Source organism: Streptomyces sp. NBC_01551 (assembly GCF_026339935.1).
In the GTDB taxonomy this organism is placed as follows: Bacteria; Actinomycetota; Actinomycetes; order Streptomycetales; family Streptomycetaceae; genus Streptomyces.
In genome coordinates, this window is sequence record NZ_JAPEPX010000001.1 from 1,722,673 (window position 1) to 1,738,110 (window position 15,438).

Genomic DNA, 15,438 nt, shown 5'->3' on the forward strand with positions numbered 1-15,438 from the left:
CGGGGGCGCGGGGTCGGGGCGGCGGGAGCGGGGGGCCTACGCCCCGTAGAACAGCTCGTCCACGACCGCCCGGGCGCGCCGCGTGATGCGCCGGTAGTCGTCCAGCAGCTCGCCGACCGTGCCCTCCGCGTAGCCCAGGTACCGTCCGACGGCGGCCAGTTCGCGGGCCTCGGAGGGGAAGGTGTCCCCGGCCCGGCCCCGGACCAGCATCACCGCGTTGCGGACGCGGGTGGCGAGCACCCACGCCTCGTCCAGGATCTGCGCCTCCTCGGTCGGGATCAGCTCGGCCCGGTGCGCGGCGGCCAGCGCCTCGCGGGTCCGCGTGGTGCGCAGGCCGGGTTCCGCCCAGGCGTGCCGCATCTGCATCAGCTGGACGGTCCACTCGACGTCGCTGAGCCCGCCCCGGCCGAGCTTGGTGTGCAGGGTCGGGTCGGCGCCGCGCGGCAGCCGCTCCGCCTCCATCCGGGCCTTGAGCCGGCGGATCTCCCGTACGGCGTCCTCGCCGAGCCCCTCCGCCGGGTAGCGCAGCGGGTCGATGAGCTCGATGAAGCGGCGGCCCAGCTCCTCGTCCCCGGCGACCGGTTCGGCGCGCAGCAGGGCCTGGCTCTCCCAGGTCAGGGACCAGCGCCGGTAGTACGCGGCGTACGAGGCGAGGGTCCGCACCAGCGGGCCGGAACGCCCCTCGGGCCGCAGGTCGGCGTCGATGAGCAGCGGCGGGTCGGTGCTGGGGAGCTGGAGCAGCCGGCGCATCTCGGCGATGACGGCCTGCGCGGCCTTGGCGGCCTCCTGCTCGTCGACGCCCTCGCGGGGTTCGTGGACGAAGAGCACGTCGGCGTCGGAGCCGTAGCCGAGTTCGTGCCCGCCGAAGCGGCCGACGCCGATGACCGCGAAGCGGGTGGGCAGGGTCTCGCCCCAGTGGCTGCGGACGGCGGCGCGCAGCGCTCCGGCGACGGTGGCGGCGGTGAGGTCGGAGACGGCGCTGCCGACCCGGTCGACGAGTGCCCCGGGGTCCTCGACGGCCGGGCTGTCCTCCGTGCCGTACGAGCCGATGATGTCGGCGGCGGTGGTACGGAACAGCTCGCGGCGGCGCACCCCGCGGGCGACGGCGACGGCGGTCTCGGGGTCCTCGGCGCGTCCGACGGCGGCCAGCACCTCCTGTTCGAGGGCCTCGTGGGTCCGGGGCAGCAGGCCTTCGGGGTCGCCGAGCAGGGCGACGGCCTCGGGGGCGCGCAACAGCAGGTCCGGGGCGAGCCGTCCGGCGGACAGGACGCGGGCCAGGTTCTCGGCGGCGGCGCCCTCGTCGCGCAGCAGCCGCAGGTACCAGGGGGTCTTGCCGAGGGCGTCGGAGACCTTGCGGAAGTTGAGCAGGCCGGCGTCCGGGTCGGCGGAGTCGGCGAACCAGCCGAGCAGCACGGGCAGCAGGGTGCGCTGGATGGCGGCCTTGCGGCTGACGCCGGAGGTGAGGGCCTCCAGGTGGCGCAGGGCGGCGCCCGGGTCGGCGTACCCGAGGGCTTCGAGGCGCTGGCCGGCCGCGCGCGGGGAGAGCCGGGTCTCGCCGGGGGTGAGCTGGGCGACCGCGTCGAGGAGCGGGCGGTAGAAGAGCTTCTCGTGCAGGCGCCGGACCACGGAGGCGTGCCGGCGCCAGGCCTTGTTGAGCTCGGCGACGGGTTCGGTGCGCAGGCCCAGGGAGCGGCCGAGGCGGCGCAGGTCGGCCTCGTCCTCGGGGACGAGGTGGGTGCGGCGCAGCCGGTAGAGCTGGATGCGGTGTTCCATGGCGCGCAGGAACCGGTAGGCGTCGTGCAGCTGGGCGGCGTCGGCGCGGCCGACGTAGCCGCCGGCGGCGAGGGCGTGCAGGGCGTCGAGCGTGCTGCCGGAGTGCAGGGTGGCGTCGCTGCGGCCGTGCACGAGCTGGAGCAGCTGGACGGCGAACTCGACGTCGCGCAGGCCGCCGGGGCCGAGTTTGAGTTCGCGGTCGACCTGGGCGGCGGGGATGTTGTCGACGACGCGGCGGCGCATCTTCTGGACGTCGGGGACGAAGTTCTCGCGTTCGGCGGCCTGCCAGACGAGCGGGCTTATGGCCGCGATGTACTCGGCGCCGAGCGCCTCGTCCCCGGCGACGGCGCGGGCCTTGAGGAGGGCCTGGAACTCCCAGGTCTTGGCCCAGCGCTGGTAGTAGGCGAGGTGGGAGGCGAGGGTGCGGACCAGGGGGCCGTTGCGGCCCTCGGGGCGGAGGTTGGCGTCGACGGGCCAGATGGTGCCCTCGACGGTGGTCTCGGAGCAGATCCGCATGAGGTGGGAGGCGAGCCGGGTGGCGGCCTGGACCGCTTTGGCCTCGTCGGTGCCGTTGGTCGCGTCCCCGACGAAGATGACGTCGACGTCGGAGACGTAGTTCAGCTCGTTGCCGCCGCACTTGCCCATGGCGATGACGGCGAGCCGGCAGGCGGCGGCGTCCTCGGGGGCGGCCGCGCTCGCGATCCGCAGGGCCGCGCGCAGGGTGGCGGTGGCGAGGTCGGCGAGTTCGGCGGCGGTCTGGGCGACGTCGATGGTGCCGCAGACGTCGCGGGCGGCGATGGAGAGCAGGCAGCGGCGGTAGTCGACGCGCAGCGAGACGGGGTCGTGGGCGTCGGCCAGCCCGCGTTCGAACTCGGCGAGTCCGGGGTGCAGGTCGGCGGCCTCGTAGGTGACGAGGGTCTGCCAGTCCCGCGGATGGCGGGCGAGGTGGTCGGCGAGGGCCTCGGAGGCGCCGAGCACGCCGAGCAGCCGGTCGCGCAGCGGCTTGGCGCTGACGAGGGTGTCGAGGAGCACGGGAAGTTGTTCGGGGGCCTGCGCCTCGGCGATCCGGACGAGCCCGCGCAGGGCGAGGTCGGGATCGGCGGTCCCGCCGAGGGCGTCGAGGAGCACCGGGTCGGTGCGTACGGCGGCCAGCGCGTCGGAGTCGAGCAGCCGGGCGGCGGCCGACGGGTCGGTGAAGCCGCTGCGGAGCAGCCGGATGAAGGTGCTGCTCCTGCGTCCCGGGACTGTCATCCCGCCGCCTCCCGCGTCCGTCGGTGCCAGTGGCGCGGCCTGCCCTGACATGCCCTGGGCCGAGCCTAGGCCATGTGTTTGGCGGAGGCAGGGGACACCGGCGTGGCGCGGATCTCACCGCTCCGGGCGGGTGTTCGATCACCGAACGCGCTTATCATGGGCCGACTTATTGGACTATCGGAAGATTTGGGGGCCTTTCGATCTTGTGGGGCACGCTCCCCGTCTGACGGCCCGGAGGAGCCCCATGCCCGACGCACGCGCCCGCGCGGGCTCCCACGATGCCGACGGGGACCCCCAGCCCCAGCGGCGCCCCCAGCCCCACGAGCACCGTCACCCCCACTTGAACCGGCGCCACCACCCGCATCGGCACCCCCACCTGCACCGCTACTGGCACCGGCTGGTCAAGATCGTCGCCTTCTGCGCCGCCACCGCCGCCGGCAGCATGCTCATACTCCGGGGGAACGAGGCCCTGGCCGGGCTCGACTCCCCCGCCTTCCCCGACACCGGGCCGCCGGCCGCCGCGGCCGCCCCGCCCGAGGCCCCGGACCCCGGCCGGGTCCTCCAGATCGTCGCCCACCCCGACGACGACCTCTACTTCATGAACCCGGACCTGCGGTACTCCATATCCGCCGGCCACCCCGTGACCTCGGTCTACCTGACCTCCGGCGAGGCCGACGGCATCAACGCCGGCGCCGCCGGGAAGTCCTCCACCGCACCGGACAAGCCCGCCTACGCCGAGGCCCGCCAGAACGGCATCCGCGCCGCCTACGCCAAGATGGCCACCGGCGACCGCACCAGCGCCTGGAAGCGCACCGTCATCCCGACCGACGGCGGCGGCCTCGCCGAGCTCGACGTCCTCGTCGCCCGGCCCGAGGTCAACCTGGTCTGGCTCCAGATGCGCGAGGCGGGCAACGTCTACGCCGACCGGCCCGACAGCCTGCACGGCCTGTGGGACGGCCGGGTGGAGCGCCTGGAGTCGATGCTCGCCTCCGGCACCCCGGTCCGGCGGCCGTACACGTACAGCAAGGAGCAGGTCGTACGGACCCTGCTCGGCGTCCTGGAGCGGTACCGGCCCACGACGGTGCGGATGCAGGACCCGTCCCCCGGGCGCGATCCCGCCACCAAGCGGTACACCGACCACCAGGACCACTTCTACGGGGCCCGGTTCGCCCAGGCGGCGCTCGCCGCGTACGCGAAGGACGTGGCCGCCGGGGACCGCCCGCACTTCGCGGTGCAGAACTACCTCGGGTACCTCAACGGCTCGCTGCCCAGCTCCCTGGACCCGGCCGAGGCCGGGGAGAAGCTGGACATCCTGGACACCTACGCCTGGCTCGACCGGAGCGACCACTGCGGCAGCGAGGCCGGCTGCGGCGACCTCAAGGTGGCCGACCACCCTGCGGGCAACAACTGGGCCCAGTCCATCAACTACGCCCGCGGCACCAGCACCTCCTGGCTGACCTCCGACGGGGAGCACGGCCTGTGGGCGTTCAAGGTGCTCGACGGCCAGGTCGCGCTCTGGCACCGGGCCGGCCTGATCGGCGCCTGGAGCGGACCCCGGCTGCTGCCCGGCACCGGCATGGACCCGGGCATCTCCACCGTGACCCTGCCGGACGGCAGGATCGCCGCCTTCGGCACCCGCACCTCCTTCGGCGAGCGGCCCGCGGACTACGGGCGCGAGGTCGTGTACGCCGTGCAGCGGGCGCCCGGCTCCGAGGAGTTCGGGGCGTGGCAGTCGCTGGGCACACCCGAGACCTCCGACGACGAGTGGACCTCCGACATCAGCGCCCCGGCCGTCTCGGTCGACGGCACCGGGCAGCCGGCCGTGTACGTCCGCGACGGCGCTCACACCCTGCGCGGGCGGGTCCGGGCGGCCGACGGCGGCTGGGGCCCGTGGCAGCGGCACGGCGGCGCCGGCCTGGCCGGCAACCCGGTCACGGCCGTGGACGGCGCCGGGCGGCGCATGGTGTTCGCCAGTACGGCCAAGACGGTGGTGGGCTGGGTCCAGCCGGCGCCGGGCGCCCCGCTGGGCCCGGTCACCGCGACCGGGCTGCCGGACGCCGCGCTCCCGCTCACGGCGCAGGGCCGCGAGGGCGGGGTGCGGCTGTGGCTGCGCAAGCCGGGCTCGGGCAACGTCCGCACCGCCCTGGTGACGGGCGACGGCGGGCTGAAGGCCGGCGGCCTCACCGACCTCGGCGGGCTCTCCGGCTTCGGCGCGGTGACGGCCAGCGGGCACCTGCTCGCGGGGCGTGCGGCGGGCGGCCGGCTGGGCGCCGAGGTGGGCCCGGGCCGCCCGTGGGAGCGCTCGCCGCTGATGTTCGTCGGCTCGCCCTCCAGCACCATGACCGGGCCGAACACGGTGAGCCTGGCGGTGGTCGGGCTCGACGCGCGGCTGTACGTGACCTCGTCCCAGGAAGCCCCGGACGCGCATCTGGCGCCGTGGCAGCCGGTGGGACCGCCCAACACGGGGTCGTAAAAGCCGCTAACTCCGCCGATTCCCTTAGATTCCGGTCAACCGCCCATTTCGGTACGGCGGTTCGACTGCCTGCGCGTGATCGCCGGCTGTTTCCCGGGCGTACACCTGAAGCCAAACCGCACACGGCACCATCACATCCGGTCGCTTTCGGAAGCAGCGGAGTCATCGGACCCATCGGTGAACCAAGTTCCCCGTATTGGCCTCTCTCTGACTGCACGGCGGTCTCGACCGCCCGGAACGAGCCCCGGAGGCACGACCGATGCCCGTAGCCCGCCGCCACGTCCTCGCGGCTCTGCTCACCGTGCTGACCGCGGGCGCCACGGGCGTACTCGCCGTCGCGGGCGGCCGGCAGACGGCGGCCGAAGCCGGGGAGAGGGACCGCCCGGTCACCGTCGGCCCCATCAGCACCACGGCCGGGTCCATCGTCCAGATCGTCGCGCACCCGGACGACGACCTGTTCTTCATGAACCCCGACCTCAGCCGCTCCCTGGGAGCCGGCACCACGCTCACCACCACCTACCTCACCTCCGGCGAGTCCGACGGCCGCAACGAGGCCCGCGGCGCCTCCGCCAAGGACCCGGCGCAGCCAGCCGACCGCTCGCACTACGCGGAGGCCCGGCAGAACGGCATCCGCGCCGCCTACGCCCAGATGGCCACCGGCGACCGGACGAGCCCGTGGCGGCGCACCGTCATACCCACCGCCGGCGGCGCGTGGGCCGAGCTCGACGTCCTCATCGCCAAGCCGGAGATCAACCTGGTCTTCTTCCAGCTGCGCGAGGCCCGCAGTCCGGCCGGGGACAACAAGGACAGCCTGCACGGGCTGTGGGACGGCCGGATACCCGCGCTCGGCGCCCAGCTGACCGCCGGAACCCCGGTCAAGCAGCAGTTCACGTACACCAAGGACCAGCTGACGGCCGCGATAGCCGGGGTCCTGGAGCGGTACAAGCCGACGACGATACGGATGCAGGACCCCACGCCGGGGCGCTACGAGAACACCGGCAAGTACACCGACCACCAGGACCACATGTACGGCGCCCGCTTCGTACAGGCCGCCACCGCGCGCTACGCCGCGCAGGTCAAGGACCGGCCGCGGTTCTCCGTACAGAACTACCTCGGCTACCACAACGGCACCCTGCCGCACGCGCTCGACCCGCAGACGGCCGAGGCGAAGGTCGGCGTCCTGAAGACGTACGCCTGGCAGGACCACCAGGACTACTGCGGCAGCCCCTCCGGCTGCGGCGACCGCAAGGTGGCCGGCAGCCCCACCGGGCGCAACTGGGCCCAGTCGCTGCGCTACGCGCGCGCCGACGGCACCTCCTGGCTGGCGGAGGGCCTCGACGGCCGGCTGTGGGCGTTCGCCGCCCTCGACGGCCGGATGGCCGTGTGGGAGCGCGAGCGGGACCGCTGGACGGGCCCGGCCCTCCTGCCCGGCACCGGCATCGACCCGGGCGCCACCACCGCCCGCTACCCCGACGGCCGCCTCGCGGTGCTCGCCACCCGCACCGTCCTCGGCGACCGGCCGCAGGACTACCGGCGCGAGGTCGTGTACGCGGTGCAGTCCGCGCCCGGCGGCGCGTTCGGGCCGTGGCAGTCGCTCGGCAGCCCCGAGCGGGAGGACGAGCACAGCACCTCTGCGATCAGCGGGCCCTCGGCCGCCGTCGACCAGGAAGGCCGCCTGACGGTCTACGTCCGCGACGCGCGCCGCACCCTGCGCGCCCGGGTCCAGGAGCCGTCGGGCCGGTTCACCGACTGGCAGCGGCTCGGCGGCTGGGACCTGCAGAGCGACCCGGTGACGGTGGTCGACGCGGCCGGGCGGCGCCACGTGTACGCCACCAACACCCGTTCGGTGCTGGCCTGGATCCAGCCCCGTCCGGGCGCGCCCGTCCAGGGGCCGTTCCCGACGCACCTCCCGGCGACGACGGTCCCGCTCTCGGCCGCCCGGGACGGCGCGGGCGTCCGGCTCTGGTTCCGCCGCCCCGACTCGGGCGTGGTGCGCACCGCCCTGGTCACGGCGGGTTCCGGCAAGCCGACGGTGTCCCGGGTCAACGAGGTGGGCGGCCGGGCCGGCTACGGCGCGGTCGGCGTCGCGGGCCGGCTCGTCGTGGGCCGCGCCGACAGCGGCACGGTCAGCACGGCGTCCCTCGCCGGCGCGCCCGCGTGGACCCAGTCCGGGATGCTGTACGCCGGGGCGCCGGCGGCGATCCTCGACCCGGCGGGCGTCACCACGACGGCGGTCCTCGGCCTGGACGCCGAGCTCCACGTCACCACGACCCCGCCGGCGGGCACCGACCGGCCGGCCTGGCACATGGCGGTCCCGCGGCTGCCCTGACCACGCCCCTTCCCTTCCCGGCGCGCGCCGCGGCGCCCCCGGGCCGCCGCGGATGGGACGATCCCCCTGACACCGACACCTCCGGGCCTGGCAGGGGGCGCGATGAAGGACGCCGCGGACCTGATCGACGCGCTGACCGCCCTGGCGTGGCCGCTCATCGCGGGGCTGGCGCTGTGGCGGCTCTTCCCGGTCGTCAAAGAGGTCCTGCGCTCCCGGGGCTTCACGGTGAAGGTCGGCGCCGCGGAGCTGACGGTCCAGGAGATCTCGGACCAGCTGCTGCGGACGACGGCCGACATGCAGGGCAAGCTGGCGTCGGTCACGCCGTCCCCGCTCGCACTGGAATCCCTGCCGGGGCGCACCCTGCGCAGCGTCCTGTGGGTGGACGACGCCCCGCGCAACAACGCCTACGAGGCGGCCCAGCTCCGGGCCCTGGGCGTGAGCGTCGTACAGGTCTCCTCGACCCGGGAGGCGGTCACGGCCCTCTCCTCGGCCACGCCCCCGTTCGACGCCCTGATCTCGGACCTGGCCCGCACCGAGGACGGCACCCTCCACCCCACGGCGGGCCTGGACCTGACCCGCGAACTGCGCGCCCGGGGGGAGCGGGTCCCCGTGTTCGTGTACACCTCCCGCCCGGGATCCGCCCGCGAGGGCGACATCCTGGCGGCCGGCGCCAACGGCGTCGCCACCGCGCCGACGGAGCTGTTCGAGCTGCTCCACGAGGTCGGCGGCTTCCCCCGCGAGCAGGGCGCCGGGACACCGGCGTGAACTTGCGGGCCCGGCGAAGGCTCGTAGCGTGGGTGTCATGCCCTCACCCACGGGGAAGGCGCGGCGCCCCTTCGGCGCGGGCCGCGAGATCCTGATCTGGTCCGCGGCGGCGTTCGGGACCTACGCGATCGGAGTCGCCGCCTACCTCGGCCAGTTCCCCTGGTCCAAGGCCTGGGGCGTGCTGGGCTCCACCGCGGTCATCGGCACGGCCACGCTCGCCGTCGGCCTCCTGCTGGGCTTCCTGTTCGGCCTTCCGCGCACGGTCGAGGACTCCGGCGCACCCCCCGCGACGGGGGACGCGCGTACCGGCGACCCGTGGCCGGTCTACCGCTCCAACACCAACCTGGAGCAGATATCGGACTGGCTGACCAAGATCCTCGTCGGCGTCGGCCTCATCCAACTGGTCAGGATCCCCGAAGCGGCACGATCGCTCGCCCACTGGCTCACCCCGTCCCTCGGGTCCGTCCCGAGCAGCGGCGCCTTCGCGATGGGCATCGTCGTCTACAACCTCGTCGCGGGCTTCCTCATCGGGTACCTGGTCACCCGGCTGCGGATGGCGCGCGCCCTGAGCTCGGCGGACGCGGAGATCCGCGACGAGAAGATCGCCCTGCAAGACGCCATCTGGTCCCTCGCGCCCGAACCCGAAGGAACGCGCGGCTTCGGCGTCATGGGCGCACCCGAACGTCGCAAGGTCGTCGAGCTGGACTCACGAGTGCGCCGGCTCGAAGGCGCCGGCGGCCAACTCGACGCCGACACGTACCGCCTCCTCGCCGAGCACCTCGAACGCGCCGGCCGGTACGAGGACGCGGAGACCACCTACCTGAAGGCCGCCGAAGCGGAGCCCGACGACCCGGCCCCCCTGAACTCCGCGGGCGCCCTCCGCAGCACCCACCTGAGCGACTACGACGGCGCGGAGGCCCTCTTCCGCAAGGCGGCCGTCCTGGACCCGGCGTACACCCCGGCCCTCTACAACCTGGCCCGCAACGAACAACGCCGCGGCCGCACGGCGCAGGCCATGACCTACCTGGCCACCGCCATCGCGGCGGACCCCGCCACGTACGCCCCGACGGCCCGCTCGGACGAACTCTTCCGCGACCTCCGCACGGACCCGCTGTTCCGCCGCATCACGCGAAGCACCGGCGACCAGCCCGGCTCCGACTCCTGACGGCGACGGCTCACTCGACCTGCCGGCACCGGACGACCGGGCGGCCGGCAGGCCGCGTGTCAGCCCGCGGTCAGAGGACCGGAAGGTTCTTGCGGAGTTCGAAGGCCGTGACCTCCGAGCGGTACTCCTCCCACTCCTGCTTCTTGTTGCGCAGGAAGAAGTCGAAGACGTGCTCGCCGAGGGTTTCGGCGACGAGTTCGCTGCGTTCCATCAGGGAGATGGCCTCGCCGAGGTTCTGCGGGAGGGGTTCGATGCCCATCGCGCGGCGTTCGGCGTCGGAGAGGGCCCAGACGTCGTCGTCGGCGCCGGCCGGGAGTTCGTAGCCCTCCTCGATGCCCTTGAGGCCCGCCGCGAGGAGGACGGCGTAGGTGAGGTAGGGGTTGGCGCCCGAGTCGATCGAGCGGACCTCGACGCGCGAGGAGCCCGTCTTGCCCGGCTTGTACATCGGGACGCGGATCAGGGCCGAGCGGTTGTTGTGGCCCCAGCAGATGTACGAGGGGGCCTCGCCGCCGGAGCCGGCCGTGCGGGAGGAGCCGCCCCAGATGCGCTTGTAGGAGTTGACCCACTGGTTCGTGACCGCGGCCGTCTCCGCCGCATGGCGCAGAAGGCCCGCGATGAAGGAGCGGCCGACCTTGGAGAGCTGGTACTCGGCGCCCGACTCGTAGAAGGCGTTGCGGTCGCCCTCGAAGAGGGAGAGGTGCGTGTGCATGCCCGAGCCGGGGTACTCGGAGAACGGCTTCGGCATGAAGGTGGCCTGGACGCCCTGCTCCAGGGCCACCTGCTTCATGACGAGGCGGAAGGTCATGATGTTGTCCGCCGTCGAGAGGGCGTCGGCGTAGCGGAGGTCGATCTCCTGCTGGCCGGGGGCGCCCTCGTGGTGGCTGAACTCGACCGAGATGCCCATCGATTCGAGCATGGTGATCGCCTGGCGGCGGAAATCCATGCCGACGTTCTGCGGGGTGTGGTCGAAGTAGCCGGAGTTGTCCGCCGGCACCGGGCGGGTCCCGTCCAGCGGCTTGTCCTTCAGCAGGAAGAACTCGATCTCGGGGTGGGTGTAGAAGGTGAAGCCCAGGTCGGAGGTCTTGTTCAGGATGCGCTTGAGCACGTACCGCGGGTCCGCGAAGGAGGGGGAGCCGTCCGGCATCAGGATGTCGCAGAACATCCGGGCGGTCCCGGGGGCCTCGGCGCGCCACGGCAGTATCTGGAAGGTGCTCGGGTCCGGCTTGGCGATCATGTCGGACTCGTAGACCCGCGCGAAGCCCTCGATGGCCGAGCCGTCGAAGCCGATGCCCTCGTCGAAGGCCTGCTCCAGCTCCGCCGGGGCGACCGCGACGGACTTCAGGAAGCCCAGTACGTCGGTGAACCACAGGCGCACGAAGCGGATGTCGCGCTCCTCGAGCGTCCGGAGGACGAATTCCTGCTGCTTGTCCATGCCTTCATCCTCGCAGTTCAGACGGCCTGTGCACCACCGCCCCGGGGCTCGGGGGCACCATGGGACGCCCCCAGTATCGCCAGCCGTGGTTTCCGCCACATTACGCACCCGGGAAAGCTCGTGGCACCCCGCACTGACCTCGGGTCGGTCATGAGCATTACCATCTGCGCCCATGGGGGGCTGGGAGCGTACGAAGAGCGGGGGCCGAGGGCGCCCCGCCGCTCGGGCGTGCCCCCGGCGCGCCGCGCTGCTGCTGGCCTTCGGGGTGCTCCTCGGCGCGCTGTTCCTGTGCGCGCGGCCCGGTGAGACCCACGCCCCGGTCCGGGCCGCCCCCGCGGCCCACGCGCCGCACGCCGTCTGCGACTCCCCGTACGACCTGCCGGGCTGCTCGTCGCGTACGCACGTGACCCCGGCGGTGCTGCCCGCCCCGACGCCCGCCGTGACCGTGGCGGACGCCGGTCCGGCGCGGCCCGCCCGCCCGGCGCGCACCGGGACGGCCCGCCCGCCCGGGACGCTCGCCCGCGCCCCCGACCTGCACGCCCTGCAAGTCCTGCGGACCTGACGGGTCCGGCGCCGTACCGCGCTCCACCGGATCCATCCCTCCACCCCCCTCAGCAGAAGGAACACGGGCACATGGCCAGCAGGACTCCCCAGGACACCTCCCGTCAGGCGCGCATAGCCGAGATGCGCCGCGCCGAAAAGGCACGCGACCGGCGTAACAAGATCCTCGCGATCACGGTCTCGTCGGCCGTCGTCGCCGGTCTGGTCGGCTTCGGCGCGTGGGTGCTGATCGACCAGAAGCAGCAGGAGAAGGACGCCGAGGCGGCCCGCAAGGCGCCGGTCAACGGCGAGCAGACGTGGGAGGCCAAGAACCTGGGCCGCAACCACGTCGAGACCCCGGTCAAGTACGAGATGAACCCGCCGGTCGGCGGGGACCACCACCCCCGCTGGATGAACTGCGACGGCGACGTCTACAAGAACCCGATCCCCGAGGTGAACGCCGTGCACTCGCTGGAGCACGGCGCGGTCTGGGTGACGTACAACGAGAAGGCCGCCAAGGGCGACCTGGACAAGCTCGCCGAGACGGTCGGCAAGACCCCGTACACGCTGATGAGCCCGGTCAAGGAGCAGACCGGCGCGATCATGCTCAGCGCCTGGGGCAAGCAGCTGACGGTGGACAACGCCTCCGACCCGCGCGTGGCGCAGTTCTTCACCAAGTACGTGCAGGGCCCGCAGACCCCGGAGCCGGGCGCCGCCTGCACGAACGGGCTGGCCGACAAGTGACCGGGGAGCAGGACCGGCCCGACGAGCCGGACCGCCCCGAGCGTCCCGGCCGGTCCACCCGTACGTACTGGGTCGCGGGCTCCGCCGTCGCGCTCGCGCTGCTGTTCGCGGTGGGGGCCACGGTCGCCGCCGCGAGCGACAGCGGTGCGGGCGCCGGCTCCGGTACGTCGTCGCGCGCGCCGGGGCGCTACTCCCCGGACGCCGGCTTCGCCCGGGACATGTCGGTGCACCACCAGCAGGCGGTGGAGATGTCCTTCATCGTCCGGGACCGCACCAAGGACGAGGCGGTACGGAGCCTGGCGTACGACATCGCCAACACCCAGGCCAACCAGCGGGGCATGATGCTCGGCTGGCTGGACCTGTGGGGGCTGCCGAAGGTGATCGCGGACGAGCCCCCGATGTCCTGGATGGCGTCCTCGGGCGGCGGAACCGGCGAGGGTCATCAGGGGCACGACATGGGCGAGCACGGGATGGGCGGGCACGACATGGGCGCGGCCAAGCCCGGCGCGCTGATGCCCGGCATGGCCACCAAGGAGGAGCTCGCCCGGCTCGGCGCCGCCGAGGGCCGGGACGCGGAGGTGCTCTACCTCCAGCTGATGACCGACCACCACAAGGGCGGGGTCGCGATGGCCCAGGGCTGCGCGCGCCAGTGCGTGACCCCGGCCGAGCGGGCGCTGGCCCAGGGCATGGTCGAGGCGCAGCAGTCGGAGCTCACCCTGATGGCGGACATGCTGAAGCAGCGCGGAGCCGCACCGCGCGGCTGACGGGACACGCTCGTACGGTGGGGGGAGGCGCCCTCTCACCCGTACGGGCGTGTGCTCCGCCGTGTGGGGACCGCCGCGCCGGGCGCGTCCGCGTCCGGCGGTGAACGGCCTGCTCAGGAGGTTCAACGATGACGACCGCCGCAGACATCATGCACCCCGGGGCCCAGTGGATCCCCGCTACCGAGACCCTCGACCGGGCCGCGCAGCTGATGGCGCAGCTGGGCGTGGGGGCCCTGCCCATCAGCGACGCCGCGGAGCGGCTGTGCGGCATCATCACCGACCGCGACATCGTCGTGAACTGTGTGGCCAAGGGACACGACCCTGCGAAGATCACGTGCGGTGACATGGCCCAGGGCACCCCGCGCTGGATCGACGCGGGCGCGGACGTCACCGACGTGCTGGAGGAGATGCAGAGCCACCAGATCCGCCGGCTGCCCGTGATCCGGAACAAGAAGCTGGTGGGCATGATCAGCGAGGCCGACCTCGCCCACCACCTCTCCGAGGACCAGATGGCGACCTTCGTGGAGAAGATCTACGCCCGGGCCTGACCGGCCCCGGCCGCTGCCAGGACCGCCCGCGCCACCTGGTCCGGGCGGTCCAGCATGACCAGGTGTCCCGCCGGTTCGGCGACCTCGAAGCGGGCCCCGATCCGGTCGGCCAGGTCCGCCTGGCGGGCGAGCCAGCGCAGGGCGCGGGGCCGCGCGGAGCCGTCGTAGGCGGCCAGGACGGTGGCGGGCGCGCTCAGCCGGTGCCGGTGTCCGCGGCGCAGCGCGACCACCTCGGCGGCCATGTCGAGGTAGCGGGAGTTCTCCAGCAGGGCGCCCCGCCAGACGCGGCCGGTGCGGTAGCAGCGGCGTACGAGGTCGGGCGCGGCCGGGTCCCCCGCCCCGCCGGTCCGGGAGGCCCGTACGGCGGCCCGCCGGGCCGAGGGCCCGAGCGCGGCGGGGAGGCCCGCGGCGCTCACGGCGCGGCCGAGGGCGCGGGCGGCGCCGGTGCGCAGCGCGGCGGGCAGGACCGTACGGGGTGCCTCCTCCACGCTGGAGTCGACCAGCACCAGGGCCGCGGTGCGCGCCGGGTACAGGCGGGCGAAGGCCTCGGCGTGGAACCCGGCGATGGAGTGCCCGACGACGGTGACGGGGCCGGGCAGGCCCAGCGCGTCCAGCAGCCCGGCGATCGCGCGGGCCTCCCCGGCGGCGCTCGGCGGGCCCGGCGCGGGGCCGCTCAGGCCGTGCCCGGGGCGGTCGAAGCGGACGACGGTGCGGCCCCGGGCCGCGAGCAGCGCGGCGACGGGGTCCCAGTCGAACCAGGCCATGGCAAGCCCGGCGCTGAGCACGACGGGCGGCCCGGCGCCCTCCACCACCACGTGCACCGGGACCCCGCCGACGCGGACGAACCGGCCGGGACGGGTTCCGTCGGGACGGGCCTCGCCGGGACGGACCTCGCCGGGACGGGTTCCGCCGGGACGGCTTCCGCCGCGCCCGCTCATGTGCGGCGTTCCTTGTGCACGGAGTACGCCAGCAGCCCCAGCCAGACCGCGACGAGCAGTACCTGGAGCCGCTGCCCGGCGCCCAGCGCCCAGGTCCCGCGCCCGGCGGTGAACAGGGCGATGGCGGTCAGGGTCCAGACGGTGGCGAGCAGTTCCAGCGCGACGAGCGCGGGCCCGTAGCGGGCGAGCGGGGCGAACCAGCCGTAGCGGCGGGCGGCGACGGTGAGGGCCACGATCCCGGTGAGGGCGCCGGTCATGGCGAGGCTGCTGCTGACGGCGTGGGCCTGATGGGTGGCCGGGACCAGTCCGGCGGTCTCCAGCGCGGCGCATTCGGGGTCCTGGGTGGGGGTGCAGCTGAGCGGCAGCCAGGCGTCGGCGGCGGTGGCCGCGCCGAACAGGGTGATCCCGGCCCAGCCGGCGACGGCCCACGGGCGCCGGCAGGCGGCGTAGCGGGCGAGCCGGACGAGGGCCAGCAGGCCGCCGGCGAGGACGAGCAGGCCGGCGGTGAAGTCGGTGGCCCGGAAGAGGCCGCCGAGCGGCTGGTCCTGGGCGGCGAGCTCGCTGACGTAGGTCTCGATGGGGTTGAGGCCCGTGGAGAGGACGACTTCGAGCACCCACGCGGTGTACGCGGCGGCGCCGAGCCCGATCAGGGCGGCGACACGCCACGCGTGGCGCGCGGACGGAGTAGGCCCCGCGGAGGGTTCACTCCGGGCAGA

Annotated in this window: 12 protein-coding genes; 8 read left to right on the top strand and 4 right to left on the bottom strand. The window is 74.1% G+C overall.

From position 1 onward, the window contains the following. Positions 1–36 precede the first annotated feature (36 nt). Positions 37–3,024, bottom strand: a complete 2,988-nt coding sequence (locus tag OG982_RS07715) for a bifunctional [glutamine synthetase] adenylyltransferase/[glutamine synthetase]-adenylyl-L-tyrosine phosphorylase (RefSeq protein WP_266788564.1) — start codon at positions 3,022–3,024, stop codon at positions 37–39. A gap of 244 nt (positions 3,025–3,268) precedes the next feature. Here OG982_RS07715 and OG982_RS07720 point away from each other — a divergent pair, with 244 nt between their 5' ends. The 4 genes from OG982_RS07720 to OG982_RS07735 all read left to right on the top strand — a co-directional run bounded on the left by OG982_RS07720 (position 3,269) and on the right by OG982_RS07735 (position 9,756). Then, positions 3,269–5,497 (top strand): PIG-L family deacetylase, encoded by a 2,229-nt coding sequence (locus OG982_RS07720; RefSeq protein WP_266788562.1) that lies wholly within the window; start codon positions 3,269–3,271, stop codon positions 5,495–5,497. 259 nt (positions 5,498–5,756) lie between these two features. After that, on the top strand, positions 5,757–7,826 hold the full coding sequence (locus OG982_RS07725; RefSeq protein ID WP_266788560.1) for a PIG-L family deacetylase: 2,070 nt from the start codon (positions 5,757–5,759) through the stop codon (positions 7,824–7,826). 102 nt (positions 7,827–7,928) lie between these two features. Beyond that, a complete protein-coding gene (locus tag OG982_RS07730; RefSeq protein ID WP_266788558.1) occupies positions 7,929–8,591 on the top strand; it encodes a response regulator in 663 nt (220 codons plus the stop codon). Positions 8,592–8,628: 37 nt separating this feature from the next. Then, positions 8,629–9,756: a tetratricopeptide repeat protein gene (locus OG982_RS07735; protein ID WP_266788556.1), complete on the top strand. Its 1,128-nt coding sequence runs from the start codon at positions 8,629–8,631 to the stop codon at positions 9,754–9,756. 70 nt (positions 9,757–9,826) lie between these two features. Here OG982_RS07735 and OG982_RS07740 read toward each other — a convergent pair whose 3' ends face one another. Then, positions 9,827–11,188: a glutamine synthetase family protein gene (locus OG982_RS07740; RefSeq protein WP_266788554.1), complete on the bottom strand. Its 1,362-nt coding sequence runs from the start codon at positions 11,186–11,188 to the stop codon at positions 9,827–9,829. A gap of 172 nt (positions 11,189–11,360) precedes the next feature. Here OG982_RS07740 and OG982_RS07745 point away from each other — a divergent pair, with 172 nt between their 5' ends. The 4 genes from OG982_RS07745 to OG982_RS07760 all read left to right on the top strand — a co-directional run bounded on the left by OG982_RS07745 (position 11,361) and on the right by OG982_RS07760 (position 13,784). Continuing rightward, complete coding sequence (locus OG982_RS07745) at positions 11,361–11,750, top strand: hypothetical protein (RefSeq protein ID WP_266788553.1); 390 nt, start codon at positions 11,361–11,363, stop codon at positions 11,748–11,750. Between the two features lie 71 nt (positions 11,751–11,821). After that, positions 11,822–12,472, top strand: a complete 651-nt coding sequence (locus tag OG982_RS07750) for a DUF3105 domain-containing protein (RefSeq protein WP_266788551.1) — start codon at positions 11,822–11,824, stop codon at positions 12,470–12,472. A gap of 98 nt (positions 12,473–12,570) precedes the next feature. Then, positions 12,571–13,236, top strand: coding sequence for a DUF305 domain-containing protein (locus OG982_RS07755; RefSeq protein ID WP_266792127.1), 666 nt, complete (start codon positions 12,571–12,573; stop codon positions 13,234–13,236). 128 nt (positions 13,237–13,364) lie between these two features. Continuing rightward, on the top strand, positions 13,365–13,784 hold the full coding sequence (locus OG982_RS07760; RefSeq protein WP_266788550.1) for a CBS domain-containing protein: 420 nt from the start codon (positions 13,365–13,367) through the stop codon (positions 13,782–13,784). Here OG982_RS07760 and OG982_RS07765 read toward each other — a convergent pair. Beyond that, positions 13,769–14,722: an alpha/beta fold hydrolase gene (locus OG982_RS07765; RefSeq protein ID WP_266788548.1), complete on the bottom strand. Its 954-nt coding sequence runs from the start codon at positions 14,720–14,722 to the stop codon at positions 13,769–13,771. The two genes, OG982_RS07760 and OG982_RS07765, sit on opposite strands and share 16 nt — an antisense overlap. Then, positions 14,719–15,372 carry a DUF998 domain-containing protein gene (locus OG982_RS07770; protein WP_266792125.1) on the bottom strand — a complete coding sequence of 218 codons (654 nt, stop codon included), beginning with the start codon at positions 15,370–15,372 and terminating at the stop codon, positions 14,719–14,721. Before OG982_RS07770 ends, OG982_RS07765 begins: the two co-directional genes overlap by 4 nt. Between the last annotated feature and the right edge of the window lie 66 nt (positions 15,373–15,438).